Below are 20,289 nucleotides of genomic sequence, written 5' to 3'. Positions count from 1 at the left end.
GTAGCTTGTGGGTCAAGAGATAGTCGCGTTGAGTGGGAGGGGCGTAAGTCGCATGCGCTTGCCGCGACTCTCGGTCGCTATCGCGGCCATGGCCCCTCCTGGGGCTGCTGCTGTCTCGCTCAGGCGGTTACCGCTTTCCCTAAGCGAGGATGACAGCGGCTTGCTGCTGATGTGGCTCAGTTGATCGCGTCGGTCAGGGCTTTGGCAGGCACGTACTTGACCACTTTCTTTGCCGCGATCTGGATCGCCTGGCCGGTTTGCGGGTTGCGGCCGGTGCGGGCGGGGCGCTCGCTGATCTTCAGCTTGCCGATACCCGGCAGCGTGATTTCCTCGGCATTTTCCAAGGCATCGCTGACGATCTCACTGAGTTGTTCGAGCGCTGCACGCACAGTGGCCTTCGGGGTGTCGATGGCTTCTGCGATGTCGCTAATCAGCTGATCTTTAGTCATGGCCATGTTGTAGCTCCTTGAGTGAAGAGAGGGGGCGTTGTAGTTGCCTTGCGCAGGGTACTGTGATTTTGCGCCGCAGGCATCGTTCGAGATGAATATAGAGCGGTCGAGACCTGCATGTGACTTGTCTAGCCCCAGGAAATTCCGTCTCAGAGGGAGGGTTCGCGACTCAAGTGTCCGGGCATCAGGCGGGAAACCAGTGCCGCGTGCGGTTGGCTATCGCGCAAAGCGAGAGCATCACCGGGACTTCCACCAACACGCCAACCACAGTGGCCAGCGCCGCTCCAGAGTGCAGGCCGAACAGGGCGATAGCCACGGCCACCGCCAGCTCGAAGAAGTTCGATGTACCAATCAGGCAGGCCGGCGCGGCAATGCGGTGCGGCAGTTTCCAGTACAGCGCCCAGACAAAAGCGATGGCGAAGATGCCATAGGTTTGCAGCGTGAGTGGAATGGCGATCAGCAGGATGATCAAGGGCTGGTCGAGGATGGTCTGGGCCTGAAAGGCGAACAGCACCACCACGGTGGTGAGCAGACCAATGATCGAAAAGGGTTTGATCCTGTGCAGGAAGCCGTCGTAGCTGGTCTGACTTTTACTCATCAGGATATGGCGTACCAGCATCCCGGCCAGCAGAGGCATCACCACATACAGCAGGGTGGAAAGCAACAGGGTTGCCCAGGGTACGTTGACGTCGGTGACCCCGAGCAGGAAGGCGGCGATGGGCGCGAAGGCGAATACCATCACCACGTCGTTCACCGACACCTGCACCAGGGTGTAGGCCGCGTCGCCTTTGGTCAGTTGGCTCCAGACAAACACCATGGCGGTGCACGGCGCTACGCCTAGCAGAATCATTCCGGCGATATATTCCTGGGCGCTGTGCGGGTCGACGAAGGGCGCGAACAGGTACTCGAAGAACAATATGCCGAGCGCGGCCATGCTGAACGGCTTGATCAGCCAGTTGATCGCCAGGGTCATCAGCAGTCCGCGCGGCTCACGACCGACTGCTTTGATCGAGGCGAAATCGATCTGCACCATCATCGGAAAGATCATCACCCAGATCAGCAGGGCAACCGGCAAGTTGACGCTTGCCAACTGCAGGGCCGCCAGGGCTTCGAATAGGCTCGGCAGTGCGCTGCCAAGTACTACGCCGGTGACGATGCACAGTCCGACCCAGAGACTCAGATAGCGCTCGAACGAGCCCAGTGGGCTGCTTGGTGCGAGGACAGCGGCGGTCATGGCGTGTTGGCTCCGATCTGGTTGAGGGCGGCGCGCAAGCGCTCGTCGTCTATGTCGTCCAGGGGCAGGTTCAACAATTGCTGAATTCGCGCCTCCAGTTGTGCGTACGCTTTGGCGAAAGCGGCATGAATTTCTGCTTCATTACCTGTCACATGGGCCGGGTCGGGAATACCCCAGTGGGCTTTCAACGCCTTGCCGCGGAACAGTGGGCAGGCTTCGCCGGCAGCGTTATCGCACACGGTGATTACCATGTCGAAATTCACGTCGGCGAGGCTGTCCCAGGACTTGCTGCGGTAGCCCTCGCTGGCCACCCCGTGTTCCCGGAGGATGGCCGCGGCGCCGGGATTGACTTGGCCGGTCGGTTGGCTGCCTGCGCTCCAGGCCCGTAGGCGGCCGGCACCCAAGTGGTTGATCAACGCTTCGCCGATGATCGAGCGGCAGGAATTGCCGGTGCAGAGGACAAGGATATTGCGCATGGCTGGTTCCGTTGACTGAAGTGCGGATGATGGGCGGTGGCCAGTGGTTTAGCAGCAGCCGGAGCCGGGCGTGCAACTGGTTGGTTTGCGATTCGCGGTCACCCGTGGCTTTTCTACTTTGGGTGCGCAACAGGCGTTATCAGAAGCGCTGGCTTCGCTGTGGTTGAAGGTGGGGATGGCGTTCAGTGAGTGGAACTGCTCCCAGGGAATACCAGTCGGGTCAACGGTCCAGTATTTGTCCGATTCCATGTAACAGCATGCGCCGCTTTCCTCGATCACCGGAGCGCCGGCAGCCTTGGCACGGCTTTCCAGTTCGGCCAGCTCAAGGGCGTCTTCGGCCTGGATACCCAGGTGGTCCAGGCCGACCTTGCCCGAGCGGGTGGAGATGGCGAAGTTGACGCGTGGGTCGTCCAGCATCCACTTGGCATAGTCGGCGTGCAACACGCTTGGCTGAGCGCCGAACAGGTTGGAGTAGAAGGTCACCGATTGTTCGAGGTGGGTAACGCCGAGGTGGATATGCATGCGTTTCATGGGCTCTCCTTATACGTTTATACGGATAGGCAGATATATTGGCTCTGAAAAATATGTCAGGCACAGCAGGGCGCATCTTCCTGGGCGTCGCTCGACACGGGATTAACGCTAAAACGCGGATCGCGCGCGCAGGCAGTCAGGGTTTCACGCAGGATGGTGCCAGCCCATTCAGGCAGGTAAGGATTGATCTGGTAATACACCCACTGACCCTGGCGGCGATCCAGCAGAATGCCGGCGCTACGCAGTTGCGCCAAGTGACGCGAAATCTTGGGTTGCGACAGTTCGAGGGCGCTGGTGAGTTCGCAGACACAGCGTTCGCCCTGTTGGTCGATTAGCGCCAGGCAGCGTAGGCGGGTCTCGTCGGAAAGCGCTTTGAACAGCCGAACGGGCGTGAGCATGGCGGTGTCTCATTTAAATATATGGTTAAGCGTATGTTCGAATGCCGGGTAAGGCAAGCGATGCTGGGTACGAAATGATGCGAGGGTTTGGTCGTGTCGCAGAAGTACTGCCTTGCGGGGCAGGTAAGGCGGTCGGGAAGGCGCAGGGCTATGAGCGGCGCGATGACCAGGTCGAGCAGTTGTGGACTCCGCCGTCCAGGGCAATGAGTGCGGTCTGGCGAGGCGCGTGGACGAGGGATTGCCGTGCGGTTTTTTGGAGAGATGGGCGGGCGTGCTGGCTGATGCAGCGCCCGCTATTTGTCCAGAGCAGGCGGTTTTACGCTGCTAAGTGCTTGAGGCGGTTGTAAGTTCAAAACAAGCCGGTACAATGGCGCGGCTCGCCACTGGCGGGCAGCGTTATGGTGGTCCTGCCGGTCCCCTCGCAACGATCAGCCGTGAACCCGGTCAGGCCTGGAAGGGAGCAGCCGCAGCGGTGACATTGTGTGCCGGGGTGTGGCTGGCAGGATCGCCTCCATCTCTCAAGTCCATTCGGGCTTGGCTCGCGTAACCCCAATTTGAATCTCTCGACGCGCTCAGTTGCGCGCTTTGCTGTGTCTTGTCGGCTGACGCGCAGAAAAAAGCCCCGCTGTGTGGCGAGGCTTTGATCCGTAACTATCAGGCGTTGTGATAGCTGAGCACGCTGGCGTGTTCCTTCAGCGCTTTGCGCATCTCCGTGGGAATGTTGCCGGAGCGTACGGCGAGTTCCTGGCGAATCTCCTCGAGGCACTGTGCAAAGGCCAGCGAATCCTGCAATTGAACGCTGCTGAGCACGCGGCTGTAAGCGGCGGCATCGGCTTCGTCAAGCAAGGATAGAACGGTGCTGCCATCTGGGCGGGGGGCACCGAAAGAAACGCGTAAGGGGGCGAATAATTGCTCGGCTAGCTGGCGATTAGTGCTATCCATGACCGTACTCCATCCTGAGGTTGACAGAGGTAGACCATGAACTTGTTTTTAAGTTCAGTCCACCTACTGTGGGTGATCAGGCCAGCAGCAGTTGGCGAGTGCGCTCGATTACCAGCGGCAATGATTCGCTGCTGTACTGGTCGGGGTATAGGCGCTGGGTATGCTGGGCTATGCCGGCTTGATTGACGATGGTGAAACTGAAGTTGCCTTTACGGGCAGCCAGGATGCGGCAATCGAGTGGCGCAAATGCGCTGGATAGGGTGCGAATGGCATCCTGAATCTGGTGTTGAGTATTCATTTTTTGGGTGTTTCCTAAAACAGCTTGCGCGTCATTGCGCTGAATAAAGCTCCAAACGGTCGACTTTGTTGTCGGCGGTAAGTGTCTGATCGGAGCGGGACTGCACGAGAAAGTTCCGTTTTGACGGTGCTTTAACGGGGTCGGTACTTCGGAGGCAGGCTTGAGTCAGCGCTTGAGCGAGACGGCCTGATCAGTCAGCGGGGTGGGTCAGGTAGAGTGCTGTGCGACATCGCTGGGCGGGGTCGGATGCGCTCATTACCAAGGAACCATCGAGGAGGCGGGAACGCCTGATTGACTTGCAGCGTGGTACGAACGGGGCGGATGGTAACCTGTTGATTAAATTTTAGCCAGTGCGATCTTTGCCGTGTGATGCATCATAATGGCCGGTGCTGCGCATCGGATGCAATTTAGCCGATGCTCCGCTAGGATTAGCCCACTTTTGCTTCCTCTCGCGACGGTTTTCGATGAGTTATCAGGTTCTTGCACGTAAATGGCGTCCGCGCTCGTTCCGCGAAATGGTCGGCCAGACCCATGTGCTCAAGGCCTTGATCAACGCGCTCGACAGTCAGCGCCTGCACCACGCCTACCTGTTTACCGGTACTCGAGGGGTGGGCAAAACCACCATCGCGCGGATTATCGCCAAGTGCCTGAACTGCGAAGCCGGGATCAGCTCGACCCCCTGTGGCGTGTGTTCGATCTGCAAGGAGATCGATGAAGGGCGTTTCGTCGACCTGATCGAGGTCGATGCCGCCAGCCGCACCAAGGTGGAGGACACCCGTGAACTGCTGGATAACGTGCAGTACTCGCCCAGCCGTGGGCGCTTCAAGGTCTACCTGATCGACGAAGTGCACATGCTCTCCTCGCACTCGTTCAACGCGCTGCTGAAAACCCTGGAAGAGCCGCCGCCCCACGTTAAATTTCTGCTGGCGACCACCGACCCGCAGAAATTGCCAGTGACCGTCCTCTCGCGCTGCTTGCAGTTTTCCCTGAAGAATATGCCGCCGGAGCGCGTAGTCGAGCACCTGATCCATGTGCTGGGCGCAGAAAACATTCCTTTCGAGGAAGACGCCCTGTGGCTGCTCGGTCGTGCGGCCGATGGTTCGATGCGTGATGCCATGAGCCTGGCCGACCAGGCGATTGCCTTCGGTGAAGGCAAGGTGCTGGCCGCCGACGTGCGTGCGATGCTCGGCACCCTGGACCATGGGCAGGTGTATGGCGTGCTGCATGCCCTGCTGGAGGGCGATGCGCGCGGTCTGATCGATGCCGTTCGGCATCTGGCGGAGCAGGGGCCGGATTGGAATGGCGTGCTGGCGGAAATTCTCAATGTGCTGCACCGCGTGGCCATCGCCCAGGCACTGCCGGATGCGGTGGATAACGGTCAGGGCGATCGCGAGCGGGTGCTGGCCTTGGCGCAGGCCTTGCCAGCCGAAGATGTGCAGTTTTATTACCAGATGGGCCTGATCGGCCGGCGCGATTTGCCGCTGGCGCCGGATCCGCGCAGCGGCTTCGAAATGGTGCTGTTGCGCATGTTGGCGTTCAGGCCTGCCGGTACGGACGATGCGCCGAGGGTGGCGTTAAAGCCGCTAGGGATTAGTCAGGCCACTGCTGATCCCCGTACCAACCCAGTGGCCGGCACTGCTATGGCGGTGCCGGTAAGTGATGCCCCCGCGCCTGAGCGTGCACCTGTTTCTGTCACGCCTGCACCTGCAGCTGCGGTTGAGGCAGTGGTGGAGTCCGTCCCTGCGCTGACGTCTGCAGTTCCTGAAACCATCGCAGCGCCAGCAGAGGCAGAGGCAGAGGTAGAGAGTGGCGAAGCTCCTGCCGTACAGGCTGCCGACCCTGTGGTCGCTGAAACGCCTGCTGCGATCCCTGCACTCCCAGTTGCTGTGGTTGATTTGCCTTGGGAAGAACAGCGCTCCCAGGGCGGACTCGATACGTCAGCGGCCGAGAAGCCAGAAGAAACTCCCGCTGAATCTGAACCTGAGCCCGTGCTGCAGCCCGAGGTTACGGATGCCATCGACAAGGCGTTGCTGGTCGACGCCGATAGCGATGATGAGCCGCCTTTGGCTGATTACGATTATGTGGAGATGGACGCCGAGTCGTTTGACTACGACTTCGCGGGCGTAGAGCCGGCTCTCCCAGATGAGCCGGAACCGCTGCCCGCCAGGCAAGCGGCCACCGGCTTGGCCGCCGATTGGTTGGAGTTGTTCCCGAAACTCGGCCTGTCCGGGATGACCGGTAGCATCGGTGCCAACTGCAGCTTGATTGCGGTCGAAGGCGATAATTGGTTGTTGCATCTGGATCCAGGGCACAGTGCACTGTTCAATGCGACCCAGCAACGCCGGTTGAATGACGCGTTAAACCAGTACCATGGGCGTGAGTTGAGTCTGCAGGTCGAGTTGTGCAAGCCCGAACAGGAAACGCCGGCGCAGGCGGCCGCGCGCAAACGTGCCAATCGTCAACGCGAAGCCGAAGCGTCGATCCACAACGATCCGTTGGTGCAACAGATGATTCAGCAGTTCGCCGCCGTCGTACGTGCGGACAGCATCGAACCCATTGAAACCGCAGTTAACCCCTGATTACCGAGGACTAGCACCATGATGAAAGGTGGCATGGCCGGCCTGATGAAGCAGGCCCAGCAGATGCAAGAAAAAATGCAGAAGATGCAGGAAGAGTTGGCGAACGCCGAAGTTACTGGTCAATCCGGCGCCGGCCTGGTCAGCGTGGTGATGACCGGTCGTCACGACGTCAAGCGCGTCAGCCTGGATGACAGCCTGATGCAAGAAGACAAGGACATCCTCGAAGACCTGATCGCGGCTGCGGTGAATGACGCCGTACGCAAGATCGAGCAGAACAGCCAGGACAAGATGTCGGGTATGACTGCGGGTATGCAGCTCCCCCCTGGCTTCAAAATGCCTTTTTGATCGGTCTCGTGCGCCCAGTCGGCGCACATGGCTGCGTTGCCGCCGGGCTCGGAATCCTCATGTGCACCAGCACACTGCGGTTCCTCGCCCGACGGCGCCTTGCCCTGCACACCGGCTGAACGCACTGCTGTGCTGGTCAGCCAGTAGGGCAGAAGTGTAACGCAGGCGTTCCCACCACTCCGCTGTCATCGAGTATCCCCCCATGAGTTTCAGCCCACTGATCCGTCAACTGATCGATTCTTTGCGCATCCTGCCGGGTGTAGGGCAGAAGACGGCCCAGCGCATGGCGTTGCAGATGCTCGAGCGTGATCGCAGTGGCGCGTTGCGTCTGGCCCAGGCCTTGACCCAGGCGATGGAAGGGGTTGGTCACTGCACGCAATGTCGTAGCCTGAGCGAGGACGAGGTCTGTCAGCTGTGCCTCGACCCGCGCCGTGATGACAGTCTTTTGTGTGTGGTTGAGGGGCCCATGGACGTGTATGCGGTGGAGCAGACCGGATATCGCGGACGCTATTTCGTACTCAAGGGCCACCTCTCGCCTCTCGACGGTCTGGGCCCTGAGGCGATCGGCATTCCCGAACTGTTGGCCCGCATCAACCAGGCCAGCTTCAGTGAGGTGATACTCGCGACCAATCCGACGGTAGAGGGCGAGGCAACCGCGCATTACATCGCCCAGCTTCTGGCCAATAAGGGCCTGATCGCCTCGCGTATCGCTCACGGCATGCCGCTCGGGGGCGAACTGGAGTTGGTCGACGGCGGCACCTTGGCACATGCGTTGGCCGGGCGTCGACCAATCGGTCTCTGACCCTCTGACCAAACGGTTGCTGGTGAGGCTCCATCGCGGATAACTTTTCCGCTACTCATTTCTGTACCCCTCACCTTGGCTGAGCGCGAGTTGAAGTCGTTCGATGCCTGTGAATGTACAGGCCTGCTGGTAATCACTTCAGGCTGAACTGATGGCCAATCCTGGAGCTGCGGAGCCTGGTGATGGCTGAGGTTTTGCGTATCACCCGCTGTTATGGCCGATGTCTCGTCTTGAAAGCCAAGCAAGCGCTCGGTAAGTTCGTCTGACTTGCTCAGGAGCTCTGCCATGTCCGTCTTCCAGGAATACTTCGACGACTCCCATCAACTGGTGCGCGATTCGGTGCGGCGTTTTGTTGAGCGGGAGATCCTCCCGCAGATCAATGAGTGGGAGGAGGCCGAGGAGTTTCCCCGCGAGCTGTATCTCAAGGCCGGTGCCGCCGGGATTCTCGGCGTTGGCTACCCGGAGCAGTTTGGCGGCAGTCATGCGGGCGATATCTTCGCCAAGGTCGCCGCTAGCGAGGAGTTGATGCGCTCCGGCTCAGGTGGCCTGGTGGCTGGGCTGGGCTCTCTGGATATCGGCTTGCCGCCGGTGCTCAAGTGGGGCAAGCCGGCGTTGCGCGAGCGCATCGTGCCGCAGGTTTTGGCTGGCGAGAAGATCATGGCCCTGGCGGTGACCGAGCCGTCTGGCGGCTCCGATGTGGCCCACTTGCAGACTCGCGCGGTGCGCGACGGCGACTGTTACCGGGTGACCGGCAGCAAGACCTTTATCACCAGCGGCGTGCGCGCCGACTACTACACCGTTGCAGTGCGCACCGGCGGCGACGGCTTTGGCGGTATAAGCCTGCTGCTGATCGAGAAGGGTACGCCTGGTTTCAGCGTCGGGCGCAAGCTGAAGAAAATGGGCTGGTGGGCCTCGGACACTGCCGAGTTGTTCTTCGACGACTGCAAAGTGCCGGTGGAAAATCTGATCGGTATGGAGAACGCTGGCTTTGCCTGCATCATGGCCAACTTCCAGAGTGAGCGGCTGTCGCTGGCCATCATGGCCAACATGACCGCCCAGTTGGCGCTGGAAGAGTCGCTGAACTGGGCCAGGGAGCGCGAGGCGTTCGGTAAGCCCATCGGCAAGTTTCAGGTACTCAAGCATCGGCTGGCGGAAATGGCCACGCAGCTGGAAGTCTCTCGTGAGTTCACCTATCGCCAGGCCGCCAAAATGGCTGCAGGCAAGAGCGTGATCAAGGAAATCTCCATGGCCAAGAATTTCGCCACCGATATAGCCGATCGCCTGACCTATGACGCGGTACAAATCATGGGTGGCATGGGGTATATGCGCGAGAGCCTGGTCGAACGGCTGTATCGCGACAACCGCATCCTGTCGATCGGTGGCGGTTCGCGGGAGATCATGAACGAGATCATCAGCAAACAGATGGGCTTATAGGTGCTCCAGCGGAATCCGGCATTTGGGCCCTTATGGCGCGAAAGCCTGGTCGAACGGCTGTATCGCGACAACCGCATCCTGTCGATCGGCGGCGGTTCGCGGGAGATCATGAACGAGATCATCAGCAAGCAGATGGGGCTTTAGGCGCAGAACGAATGGTTTCGCGGCTACACATTGGGGCGTGGCCGTAAGCTTGTATCTAGATGGTGTGTGCTCGTGCTGCCAGTCTATTGAAATCGGACTTGCTTGCATGAAGGTTTTTATGTATTTTTTCATGAAATTAATAATAAATAATTTCATTTCGCTATGTTCAAACAATCCACTCAGCACCTCCGTACCTATTACTCCGCTAGCTGTCGTGAACTGCTGTGCGAACGCCAACCTTTGCGGGGGGCGCAGAGCACCGAAGTACTGGTCATTGGTGCCGGCTTTAGCGGCCTGCACACCGCGTTACGCCTGGCGTTGGCCGGCAAGCGGGTAATCCTGCTCGAGGCCAGTCGAGTCGCCTGGGCGGCCTCCGGGCGGAATGGCGGTCAGGCGATTCTCGGCTGGTCGTGCGATATGCCACCTCTCGAGAAAGCACTGGGTCTGGAGCGCGCACGCAGGCTGTGGGACAGCATGCGCTGGGCCGCCGATGAGATACGCGCTTTGCCTGAGCGGCATGGCTTCGATTGCGATTATCGACCGGGCCATTTATGGACCTCGGTGATGCCGCGCCGGGTGGCTCTTCTCCACGAGTGGCAGGAGCAGGCCGGCCATAAGTGGGGGCATGACCAGTTGCGCTTCGTGCCCCGTCAGGAGCTACCCGAGTGGGTGGCCAGCGAGCGCTATCAGGCCGGACTGTTCGATCCTTTGGGTGGCCACCTCAACCCGTTGAAACTGGCCCTGGGTCTGGCCGAGGCCATTGAACGCGCGGGCGGATCTATCCATGAGCAGAGCCGGGCGCTGCGTTATGAACAGAATGACACTGGCTACCGGGTAGAAACCGACAGCGGTAGCGTACAGGCAGAGGTATTGGTGCTGGCCTGCAACGCTTATATCGACCGCCTGGACCGGGACCTGGCGCGGCGCATCCTGCCGGTGGGCAACTATCAGGTGGCCACTGCGCCTCTGGGGGTGCAGCAGGCCGAGGCGCTGCTGCCGCGCAATGTCTGCGTGACCGATAACCAGTTCGTGCTCGACTATTTTCGCCGGACTCCGGACAACCGCCTGCTGTTTGGCGGCGGTTGCAGCTACCTGGGCGGTTTGCCCAAGGATATGGCCGCCGCTACCCGGCCCTTCCTCGAGCGGGTGTTTCCGCAGTTGTCCGGGGTCGAGTTGGAGTTCGCCTGGGGCGGGCATCTCGACATCAGTTTGCAGCGGACCCCGGATATCGGCCGCGACGCCGATCGCTACTGGCTGCAGGGCTACTCCGGGCACGGCGTGCTGCCGACCCTGGCCGGCGCGCGGGCGGTGGCCGATGCGATTCTGGGGAACGACGACGACCTCAAGCTTTATCAAAGTCTGCGCAACCCGGTATTTCCGGGGGGCGAGCGCTTGGCCGCCCCACTGGAAGCGCTGGGCAAGGCCTGGTACCGGTTGCGTGACTTCATCTGACAAGGGCAATCATCATGGACAAGCAGGAAGAAATAGCGGCGCTGGCGATCCTCATCCATGACCTGCGCAAGCACAAGAAGATGACCCTGCGCGATCTGGCCGAACGTATCGGTCGTTCGGTGGGCTTCTTGTCACAGGTCGAGCGAGGCTTGTCGTGGCCGACCGTGGCCGACCTCACCGCCATCAGTGAGGCGCTGGACGTACCCACCACCTATTTTTACAGCCTGCCTAAACCCAAGGCGCTGTCCTGGGTCACTCGCCCCGAGGAGCGGCGCACCCTGTACTTCGCCAACGGTATTACCGACATCCTCGCCTCGCCGAAAATGTCGGCCGCCTTCTCCATGCTCGAAAGCCTGCTCGAGCCAGGTGCCAGTAGCGGCGAACGGCAGATGAGTGATCGTTCGCAGCAGGGCGGCTATGTCCTGGAGGGGGAGTTGACCCTCTGGGTCGGTGAGGATGAGGAGTGCGCGACCTTGCACGTGGGCGATGCCTTCCAGGTGCCCAGCTATGCCCAATGTCGTTATGCCAACCAGAGCGACAAACCGACCCGCGTGCTCTGGGTTTACACCTGATCAGCCTATCCATTCCTGCAAGGAAACTATTGATGAACGCCGTCTTTCCCGACGTGCTGGCCGAGGTTCGCGCCTTTCGCAAGAGCCATCCCGAGGTACGTTTCGTCGACTTGATCTGCCTGGACATTCCAGGACACTTCTACGGCAAACGCTACCCGGTGGACATGCTGGAAAAGGTCGCCGCCGGTAGTGCCCTTAAACTGCCGCAAAACTGTGTGCTGCTCGGCGCTCAAGGCGGCCTCTACGAAATCGGCGAGTACTGTTTCCATGACGGCGACCCGGATGCGCCGCGCCGACTGATTCCCGGCACCTTGAAGCCGGTGACCTGGGAAGCGCAGCCGCTGGGGCAGATGCTGATCAGCTCCGACGGTACCGAGGCGCCTATCGAGTTCGAACCGCGCGAAGTGCTGGCGCGGGTGGTCAAGCGCCTGCGCGACAAGGGCATTCGCCCGGTGGTGGCCTTCGAACTGGAGTTCTATCTGTTCGATAAAGCGCTGGAAAAAGGACTGCCGCAGTTCCCCCGCGATGAGCTGAGTGGCGACCTCGACGACCAGCCCAATATGCATATCGAGCGCCTGTCGCGCTTCGCCCCGGTGCTGGACGATATGGTCGCAACGGCTCGCCTGCAGGGCATAGACGCCACGGTGATCACCGCCGAGTTAGGCCCCGGACAGTTCGAGATCAACTTCGGTCACTGTGAAGACCCGATGCAGGCCGCCGACTGGTCGGCGCTGTTCTGCCGCAGCACGCGCGGCGTAGCGCTCAAGCATGGCCAGCGTGCCAGCTTCATGGCCAAACCCTACCTGCAATACCCGGGCAGCGGCATGCACGTACACATCAGCCTGTACGATCCAGCAGGGCGCAACTTGCTGGCGCAGGATGAGCAGCGCCCCCTACGGCATGCCGTGGCCGGTTGCCTGGAGCTGTTACCGCACCTGATGCCCATCTATGCACCGAACCACAACGCCTATCGCCGCTTCGGTGCCATGGTCAATTCGGCCAGCCGTGCCAGTTGGGGCTATGAAGACCGCGACGCCAGCGTGCGCATCCCGGAGTCGGACGTGGACAACCTGCGCATCGAGTTCCGTCTGCCCGGCGCCGACGCCAACCCCTATCTGGTGCTGGCAGCCTTGTTGAGCAGTCTTGAGTACGGTCTGCAAGCGGGGTGTGAGCCAATTGCGCCGTTAAATGAGGACCGCAACAGCGGTATCGACTTTCCCAAGGATATGCTGGAGGCTGTGCGCCAGATGACCGACCACCCGGTGGTCAGCCAGGGTCTGGGTGCGGAGTTCGTCATGGTCTATTGTGAGAACAAACGACAAGATCACCAGGCCTTCATGCACGCCATCAGCCCGCGCGAATACCGCTGGTATCTCTGAGCTAGCTGTCCATCGATTTTCCTCACAAGGAGGCGAGATGAGTAATGCCGAACTTAACAGCAAGACCCGCGAATGGCAGGCCATGAGTCGCGAGCATCATCTAGCCCCCTTTAGTGATTACAAACAGCTGGCGGAGAACGGGCCGCGGATTATCACCAAGGCCGAAGGTGTGTACCTGTGGGACAGCGAGGGGCACAAGATACTCGACGGCATGGCCGGTCTGTGGTGCGTGGCCGTCGGCTACGGTCGCGAAGAGCTGGTCGAGGCGGCCAGCCGGCAGATGCGCGAGCTGGCGTTCTCCAGCACCTTCTTCCAGACCGCCACACCAGCGGCTCTGGAGCTGGCCAAGGCGATTGCCGCGATCGCCCCAGCCGGAATGAACCATGTGTTCTTCACCGGCTCCGGCTCGGAAGGCAATGACACCGTGCTGCGCATGGTCCGTCACTACTGGACAACCAAGGGCCAGCCGCACAAGAAAGTCGTTATCAGCCGCCACAACGCCTATCACGGCTCTACCATGGGCAGTGCCAGCCTGGGCGGCATGAAGGAGATGCACGAGCAGGGCGACCTGCCGATTCCGGGCATCGTGCACATCCCCCAGCCGTATTGGTTTGGCGAGGGCGGCGACATGAGCCCCGAGGCGTTCGGGATCTGGGCTGCCGACCAGCTGGAAAAGAAAATTCTCGAAGTGGGCGAGGACAACGTCGCGGCCTTTATCGCCGAGCCGATCCAGGGCGCTGGCGGGGTGATCATTCCGCCGGACAGCTACTGGCCGCGTATCCGCGAGATCCTCGCCAGGTACGACATCCTGTTCGTCGCCGATGAAGTGATCTGCGGTTTCGGCCGCACCGGCGAGTGGTTCGGCAGTGACTACTACGGTAATACACCTGACTTGATGACCATCGCCAAGGGCCTAACCTCCGGATACGTGCCCATGGGTGGTTTGATCGTCAGCGACAAGCTGTTCGAGGTGATCAGCCAGGGCGGTGACTTCAATCACGGCTTCACCTATTCCGGTCACCCGGTGGCCGCCGCCGTGGGGCTGGCGAACCTGCGCATCCTTGCGCAGGAGGGCATCATCGAGCGGGTGCGAAATCAGACGGGGCCTTATTTGCAGAGGCGCCTGCGCGAGTTGGCCGATCACCCGCTGGTGGGTGAAGTGCGCGGCCTCGGCATGCTCGGCGCCATCGAACTGGTCAAGGACAAGCCCAGTCGCACGCGTTACCCGAGTGCCTTGGGTGTCGGCAAACTCTGTCACGACCATAGTTTTGCCAATGGTCTGATCATGCGCGCCGCGGACGACACCATGATCATCGCTCCACCGCTGGTGATCACTGAGGCGCAGATCGACGAACTGCTGACCAAGGCGCGCCTGAGTCTGGATCTGACCTTCGAGCAACTGCCGCACTAATCCCTACTGAAGCCGGCAGGTCGGCAACCGATGGCCGTTCGGCGCAGCTGAATAGGGCAGCGCTATAGCCTCCACCTGCAGGCCTAGGCCTGCTCTTCATCCGCGGGCCGGGCGTTGTCGTCTTTGTCCATCGCCAGACTGTGATGCTGGAAGGCTTGGGCAATGGTGGTGCGCAGGTGTTCGTCGTCCCAGGGTTTGGTGAGGAACTTGTAGATCGCGCCCTGGTTGATCGCATCGGTCACCGATTTCAGGTCGGTGTAGCCGGACAGTACGATGCGGATGGTCTCGGGGTGGAGGCTCTTCACCCGGCTGAAGAACTCGGTACCGTTCATCTCCGGCATGCGCTGGTCCGAGAGGATCACCTGCACATTGTGCTTGGCCAACAGGGCGAAGGCATCTTGAGCGCGGCTGGCGGTGATGATTCGATAGCCATCGCGGCGCAGTACCCGGGTTAGTGCCCGCAGAATGTTTTCTTCGTCATCGAGCAGCAGCAGGGTTTGCGCCTGGCTGTCTGGCGCGCGGTTCTGTTGCTGCGAGTCGCGTGTCTCATGCTGTTTGCGCAGGTAACTCTCCAGCTGCGGCAGCGGCATGGGCTTGGCAAAGTAGTAGCCCTGGAATTCGTCACAGCGACTTTTTTTCAGGAAGGCGAGTTGTGGCTCGGTCTCCACGCCTTCGGCGAGCACCTTGAGTTTCAGGTGGTGGGCCATGGAGATGATGCCCTGGGTGATGGCGGAGTCGTGACGGTCGCTGATCACCTCCTGGACAAAGGAGCGATCGATCTTGACCTTGTCGATCGGCAGGCGCTTGAGGTAATTCAGGCTGGAGAAACCCGTGCCGAAGTCGTCGATGGAGATGTGTACACCGAGCTCTTTCAGTGCATGCAGGGTGATAATGGCCTTTTCCGCGTTATCCAGTAATACGGTTTCGGTGATCTCCAGTTCCAGCAAATCGGCCGGCAACTGGGTCTGCTCCAGGGTGTTGCGCACCTGCTCGACGAAGCCGGCTCGCTGGAACTGTACGGGCGAGACATTCACGGCCATCACCGCGCCGTTGAACCCCTGGTTGGCCAGCGAGCGGGCTGCGCGGCAGGCGGTGCTCAGTACCCACTCGCTGAGCGGAATGATCTGTCCGGTATCTTCGGCCACCGGGATAAAGTGTGCCGGTGGAATGAAGCCGCGCTCGGCGTGATGCCAACGCAGGAGTGCCTCGTAGCCCACGACTCGGCCACTACGCCCGTCGATCTGCGGCTGGTAATAGAGCTGGAAGGCCTCGGCTTCGATGGCCTTCTGCAACTCATTGCGCAGGGTGACGCGTTCGCTGACCTTCTGGTTGAGATCCTCTGTGTACCACTGATAGTTATTACGTCCTTGTTGCTTGGCCTTATACATCGCCATATCGGCCTGCTGAATCAGCAACATCGGTTGCGCGATGCTGCCATCGCTGAGGGTGATGCCGATGCTCGCGGTGATGTGCTGTTCGACATGCGCGACGTGGTAAGGGCGGGCAAGGTTCTGGACTATCCGCTCGGCCACCAGTAACACATCTTCCTCGCGGGCCAGGTCCGGCAGAATGACAATGAATTCATCACCGCCAAGACGCGCGACCGTGTCTCCAGGGCGCACCTGCTGGTTCAGGCGCCGCGCCACCTCGACCAGAATCTGGTCACCCACGTTATGGCCCAGGCTGTCATTGATCGGTTTGAAGCCATCCATATCGATAAACATCACCGCCAGGCTGCGTTTGTAGCGATGGCTGATCCGGCAGCCTTGGCTTAAGCGATCTTCCAGCAGCGAGCGATTGGGTAAGCCGGTGAGTACATCGTGGCTGGCGTTGTAGGCCAACTCGGACTCGAAGCGTTTCTGCTCGGAAATATCGTTCTGCACGCCGATGAAGTGGGTGACCTGCCCGTGCTCGTTGGGGACCGGGGCAATGTACAGGGCGTTCCAGAATGGTGTGCCGTCCTTGCGGAAGTTGCGCAGCACGACGTGCACGTCTCGATGCTGGGCCAGGCACCGATGGATTTCAGCGACCCCCGGTTGTTCGCGTTCCTCGCCCTGGAGGAAACGACAGTTGCGGCCCAGGGCTTCGGCCGCGCTGTAACCGGTGATGCGCTCGAAGGCTGGGTTTACGTAGATGATCGGCATGTCGTCGGCCTGAGCATCGCAGATCAAGGCACCGTTGAAGCTGGCCTCCAGGCTGCGCTGGAACAGACGCAGTTGCTTGTCGGCCTCCTTGTTCGCGGTGATGTCGCGAAATGCCACGACCCAGCCTTGCGGGCCGTCGTCGTCGAGCAACGGTGCGCTGTCGTAGGCAATATAGCGTTCGCTCTGTGCGCCTTGCGGCAGGTTCAGTTCGCCATGCTGACTGCCTTTGCCCTGGGTTTGTTCGAGCGGGAACGGCAGGTGCTCGGCCAACGGCTGGCCGAGCAGCCTGTCGACAGATTGGCCAAGCATGGCGGCGGCGGTTGGGTTGATGAAGCTCAGGTGGCCCTCGCGGTCAATCGCCAGCAGCCCCTCGGCGATGCTGTCGGTGATTGCCGAAGTGAACTCCAGTTGTGCTTTCAGGCGCTGTTCGCCCTTTATCACTGCACGCATCAGGCGGTTATTCTCGAGCACCGCCACGGCCATCTGAGCGAACTGCTGGGTGATGGCCAGGTCATCCTGATTGAACTCGCCATGCTGTTTGTCAGACAGTTGCAGCAGACCCAGGTTGTTGCCGGCATAGTCCTTTAGCGGCACGGCCAGCCAGCCGCGCATCGGCGGAAGGTTGAGGCTTTGCTTGGCGTGCTCACGCCAGTGCGGGTGGCTGCCCAGTTCTGCCTGGCTGAGCAGTACCGATTGGTCGGTGCTGCACACCAGTGCATAGAGATCGCTGCCGGCGGTTTGGCCGTCGTCTTGCTGCCAGTCGGCATAGCGTTCCGAGAGCGCTACCGCATGAACGGCCTCCCGCCAGTCACTGCCATGCAGCAGGCTGACGATGGCCTGGTGACTGCCGATCAGCCCGCGCAGCCGTTCGCTCAGGTAGTCGAGCAATGTCTGACTGTCGACGATGCTGTTGATGTTCACCGCTGTGTCGGTCATCCCGCGCAGCAGTTCGGCCTGGTGCTCGGAGTGCTGCAACGCCTCGCGCAGTGCACGGGTCATGCGGTTGCGTTCGCTGATGTCCTTGGCGATGCAGAACACCCCGACTATCTGCGCGTCGATGATGATCGGCAGGGTCGTGATGTCCAGCTCCAGCACGTGACCGTCGCGGCTGTTACAACGCGCGGCGTGACGCTGGGTGCCACCCTCGCGGGCGGCTTTGAGGTGGCTGTGGAAGGCTTCCAGGTCGTCGTTCTGCAGCAGCAACGAGATGGGTTGGCCAAGCAGTTCTTCCTCGCTGTAACCGGAGAGCTGGCAGCCCGCCTGGTTCATGCTCTCGATCTGGCCGTCCAGGTCGAAGGAGAACACCGGATCGGGGTTGAAGGTGAACAGCGAACGGTAGCGCTGCTCGCTTTCCTGCAAGCGCAGACGGTCGTGCTGGCGTTCGATGGCGATGGCGGCCAGTTGTCCAGCCGTGCCGATCAGCTGCAACTGGTCGTCGTCTGGTTGCTTGGGTTCGTGATGGTAGATGGCGAAGGTGCCCAGTACAGCGCCGTGATGGGAAATCAATGGAATCGACCAGCAAGCCTGCAGGCCGTGACCGAGGGCCAGGGCGCGGTAGCCCTGCCAGAGCGGGTCGCCGTCGATGTCTTCGCTTATCACCAACTGGCGGCGCTGAACCGCAGTGCTGCAAGCGCTGGCAGCGGGACCGACTTTCATCCCGTGCAGGGCCTGGGTGTAGCTGTGCGGCAGGTTCGGCGCGGCACCGAGCAACAGGTGCTGCTGTTCCTTGTCCACCAGTAGCACCGAGCAGTAGGTGCCGGGCAACTGGACCTCGGTCACCTGACAGATGACTTTGAGGATGTCCGCCAGCGGCTGGTCGGTGGAAATCATGCTGAGGATGTCGCGTTGATCCTCGGCGTAGGCCTCGTTCTGTACCAGACGAGTAATGTCATGCGCCACGGCGAACAGGGTGCGATCACTCTCGGACCAGCCGCCGGACCAGAGCAGATGCACGATGCTGCCGTCTTTGCGCTGGTAGCTGTTACGAAAGCCCGTGTGCTCCTCGCCTGCCATCATGGCCTGGACTATTGCTTGGGTGCCCTGGCGATCCTCCGGCACTACATGACTCAGGTAGGGCCGACCGATCAGTTCGTCCGGCCGGTAGCCGAGCACGCTGCTGGCCGAGGGACTGATCTGGGCGAAAAGACCGTGTTCGTCGATGGAACAGAGTACGTCCATGGAAAAATCCATGATCCGTTGGTTCAGGGCCTGCAGGTTATCTTGATATCGCAGGCTGGTTTCCAGTGCCCGGTTGACCAGGTGCAGGTGGCGCGAGCGCTCGACGGCCAGGCGTCCGAGCCGCTGACTGAGCATGATGAAAAAACTGAAGGTCAGGCCGAACAGCATCACCAGGCTGGGTAGATGGCTTGCGGTCTGACTGGAGGCATTGAGGTTCTGGTAAGTGACCAAACGCCAAGTGTCGCTGCCCGGACCGTGCAGCAGTCGTTCGCCCAGCGAGTTGAGCGATGCGCTGGGGTGTTGCGGCGCCGAGTCGAACAGCAGCTGCTGGTCCTCGTAGAGGCGCATGCTCAGACCCTGCGGTTGCGTGCCCAGCACCCCGTCCAGTGTGCGAACCAGATCGAGGCTGGCGACCAAGGTCCAACCAGGTTTGGCGGACAGGTTCAGCGGGATGGCGATCAGGCTGTTGTGCTGGGCCGCCAGGCTGAGTGCCGGGCTCAGGCGTGCTTGGAACGCAGGGGGAGAGCGCTGCAGCCAGTCGCGCTGGCTGGGACGGCGGAGCAGATCATCCAACCAGTCCGTTTCGGTATGGTCGCGGCTGAACAACCGTTGTGGACGGAGCTGTTCGTCCAGTAGGGCTATGAGTGCGATATCGGGGAAGTCACGCAAATAGCCACTGGACTCTTGCTGCCATTTAGCTGGGCTGGGTAGCTGCCCATCAATCTGCCAGCGCTCAGCCATGCGTTGGATCGTCAGCCGGTGAGTATCGAATGTCCGCTCGATGGAGCTACCCAGCTCGGACAGTAACAGCGTACTTTGCCGCTGGTTCGCCTCGATGTTCTGCAGGCTCAGCAGGTACCAACTACCACAGGTCAGTAGGGTACCCAGGGCACCCGCGAGCAAAGTCCGGCGATCAAGCAGGTGTTCCCGTTTGCTGGGCAGCCCGTTGAGACAGAACAGGGCCAGGCCCATGCTCAGGCCGAAGAGATTGGCCAGGTTATTCACGTCGTGGCTGAAGCCCAGGCGCCAAGCGCCGAGGGGCGCTACGCTGGGCGCCAGCTGCGAGAGGCCGCTGAGACCAATCACCATTAACCCCAGCCCGGTACTCAGCCTTTTACCCCAGGTGCCCAATGGTTGACTGAGCAGGCCAACCGCCAGCAGACAGAACAGCAGCGCCGTAGGGCTGCGCATGTGCAGGAAACCACTGATCAGTGAGCGGCCCTGGTTGCTGTCCGCGAGCTGAAGGTTGTGGGCCAGGCTGTACAGGCCAATGCCCAGCACCAGGGTTGAGGACAGTTGGCAGAGCGGGTTCCGCTGATTGGCGCAGCCCAGCAGGCCAAGGCCCAGCAGCAGAACAGCCAAGGCGCTGTCGGGCAGCAGCACCAGACTAAAAGCGCTAGGGGTTTCGGCGACTAGATAACCGCACAGGCTGATACTGCCGATGATCAGCAGGGCAAAACCCTGGACGTGCAAGAAAGCTTGATAGCTCAGGTGGCGAGTCTTGATATCCATCCTGTTGTC

The 20,289-nt window shown here is 60.8% G+C and carries 17 protein-coding genes and 1 other RNA gene; 10 read left to right on the top strand and 8 right to left on the bottom strand.

Features of this window, described 5'->3' with window-relative positions:
- Positions 1-176: 176 nt before the first annotated feature.
- From FBY03_RS18545 to FBY03_RS18525, 5 genes are all read right to left on the bottom strand, one after another.
- Entirely contained in the window at positions 177-542 is a 366-nt protein-coding gene (locus FBY03_RS18545; RefSeq protein WP_256677990.1) for an HU family DNA-binding protein, read from the bottom strand.
- A 91-nt stretch (positions 543-633) separates the two neighbouring features.
- A complete protein-coding gene (gene arsB / locus FBY03_RS18540; RefSeq protein WP_218570801.1) occupies positions 634-1,683 on the bottom strand; it encodes an ACR3 family arsenite efflux transporter in 1,050 nt (349 codons plus the stop codon).
- A complete protein-coding gene (locus tag FBY03_RS18535; protein ID WP_147173831.1) occupies positions 1,680-2,159 on the bottom strand; it encodes an arsenate reductase ArsC in 480 nt (159 codons plus the stop codon). Before FBY03_RS18535 ends, arsB begins: the two co-directional genes overlap by 4 nt.
- A 48-nt stretch (positions 2,160-2,207) precedes the next feature.
- On the bottom strand, positions 2,208-2,690 hold the full coding sequence (locus tag FBY03_RS18530) for a glyoxalase/bleomycin resistance/dioxygenase family protein (protein ID WP_147173830.1): 483 nt from the start codon (positions 2,688-2,690) through the stop codon (positions 2,208-2,210).
- Positions 2,691-2,746: 56 nt separating this feature from the next.
- Positions 2,747-3,088, bottom strand: coding sequence for a metalloregulator ArsR/SmtB family transcription factor (locus FBY03_RS18525; RefSeq protein ID WP_147173829.1), 342 nt, complete (start codon positions 3,086-3,088; stop codon positions 2,747-2,749).
- 408 nt (positions 3,089-3,496) lie between these two features.
- On the opposite strand from FBY03_RS18525, the gene ffs reads away from it, so the two are divergent.
- Positions 3,497-3,593, top strand: an RNA gene (gene ffs, locus FBY03_RS18520) — signal recognition particle sRNA small type.
- Between the two features lie 149 nt (positions 3,594-3,742).
- On the opposite strand, the gene FBY03_RS18515 is transcribed toward ffs, so the two are convergent.
- Together FBY03_RS18515 and FBY03_RS18510 are read right to left on the bottom strand one after the other, a co-directional pair.
- Positions 3,743-4,030 carry a DUF3509 domain-containing protein gene (locus FBY03_RS18515; RefSeq protein WP_147173828.1) on the bottom strand — a complete coding sequence of 96 codons (288 nt, stop codon included), beginning with the start codon at positions 4,028-4,030 and terminating at the stop codon, positions 3,743-3,745.
- Between the two features lie 76 nt (positions 4,031-4,106).
- Positions 4,107-4,328 (bottom strand): hypothetical protein, encoded by a 222-nt coding sequence (locus tag FBY03_RS18510; protein WP_147173827.1) that lies wholly within the window; start codon positions 4,326-4,328, stop codon positions 4,107-4,109.
- Between the two features lie 464 nt (positions 4,329-4,792).
- Here FBY03_RS18510 and dnaX point away from each other — a divergent pair, with 464 nt between their 5' ends.
- From dnaX to FBY03_RS18465, 9 genes are all read left to right on the top strand, one after another.
- Positions 4,793-6,907, top strand: coding sequence for a DNA polymerase III subunit gamma/tau (dnaX, locus tag FBY03_RS18505; RefSeq protein ID WP_147173826.1), 2,115 nt, complete (start codon positions 4,793-4,795; stop codon positions 6,905-6,907).
- Between the two features lie 18 nt (positions 6,908-6,925).
- Positions 6,926-7,252, top strand: a complete 327-nt coding sequence (locus tag FBY03_RS18500; RefSeq protein WP_025166455.1) for a YbaB/EbfC family nucleoid-associated protein — start codon at positions 6,926-6,928, stop codon at positions 7,250-7,252.
- A 202-nt stretch (positions 7,253-7,454) separates the two neighbouring features.
- Complete coding sequence (recR, locus tag FBY03_RS18495) at positions 7,455-8,054, top strand: recombination mediator RecR (RefSeq protein ID WP_147173825.1); 600 nt, start codon at positions 7,455-7,457, stop codon at positions 8,052-8,054.
- A gap of 285 nt (positions 8,055-8,339) precedes the next feature.
- Entirely contained in the window at positions 8,340-9,488 is a 1,149-nt protein-coding gene (locus FBY03_RS18490; RefSeq protein ID WP_147173824.1) for an acyl-CoA dehydrogenase family protein, read from the top strand.
- Positions 9,489-9,632 carry an acyl-CoA dehydrogenase family protein gene (locus FBY03_RS18485; RefSeq protein WP_147173823.1) on the top strand — a complete coding sequence of 48 codons (144 nt, stop codon included), beginning with the start codon at positions 9,489-9,491 and terminating at the stop codon, positions 9,630-9,632.
- Between the two features lie 162 nt (positions 9,633-9,794).
- Positions 9,795-11,084, top strand: coding sequence for an FAD-binding oxidoreductase (locus FBY03_RS18480; RefSeq protein WP_147173822.1), 1,290 nt, complete (start codon positions 9,795-9,797; stop codon positions 11,082-11,084).
- A 14-nt stretch (positions 11,085-11,098) separates the two neighbouring features.
- Positions 11,099-11,656, top strand: coding sequence for a helix-turn-helix domain-containing protein (locus FBY03_RS18475; protein ID WP_147173821.1), 558 nt, complete (start codon positions 11,099-11,101; stop codon positions 11,654-11,656).
- Positions 11,657-11,688: 32 nt separating this feature from the next.
- Positions 11,689-13,035 carry a glutamine synthetase family protein gene (locus FBY03_RS18470; protein ID WP_147173820.1) on the top strand — a complete coding sequence of 449 codons (1,347 nt, stop codon included), beginning with the start codon at positions 11,689-11,691 and terminating at the stop codon, positions 13,033-13,035.
- Positions 13,036-13,072: 37 nt separating this feature from the next.
- A complete protein-coding gene (locus FBY03_RS18465; RefSeq protein WP_147173819.1) occupies positions 13,073-14,446 on the top strand; it encodes an aspartate aminotransferase family protein in 1,374 nt (457 codons plus the stop codon).
- Positions 14,447-14,529: 83 nt separating this feature from the next.
- Here the strand turns inward: FBY03_RS18465 and FBY03_RS18460 are convergent, their stop codons facing one another.
- Positions 14,530-20,280 carry an EAL domain-containing protein gene (locus tag FBY03_RS18460; protein ID WP_178090697.1) on the bottom strand — a complete coding sequence of 1,917 codons (5,751 nt, stop codon included), beginning with the start codon at positions 20,278-20,280 and terminating at the stop codon, positions 14,530-14,532.
- Positions 20,281-20,289: the final 9 nt, after the last annotated feature.

This window comes from Pseudomonas sp. SJZ079 (assembly GCF_007993865.1).
Lineage (GTDB): Bacteria > Pseudomonadota > Gammaproteobacteria > Pseudomonadales > Pseudomonadaceae > Aquipseudomonas.
This window is presented reverse-complemented; position numbering and strand designations above follow the sequence as displayed.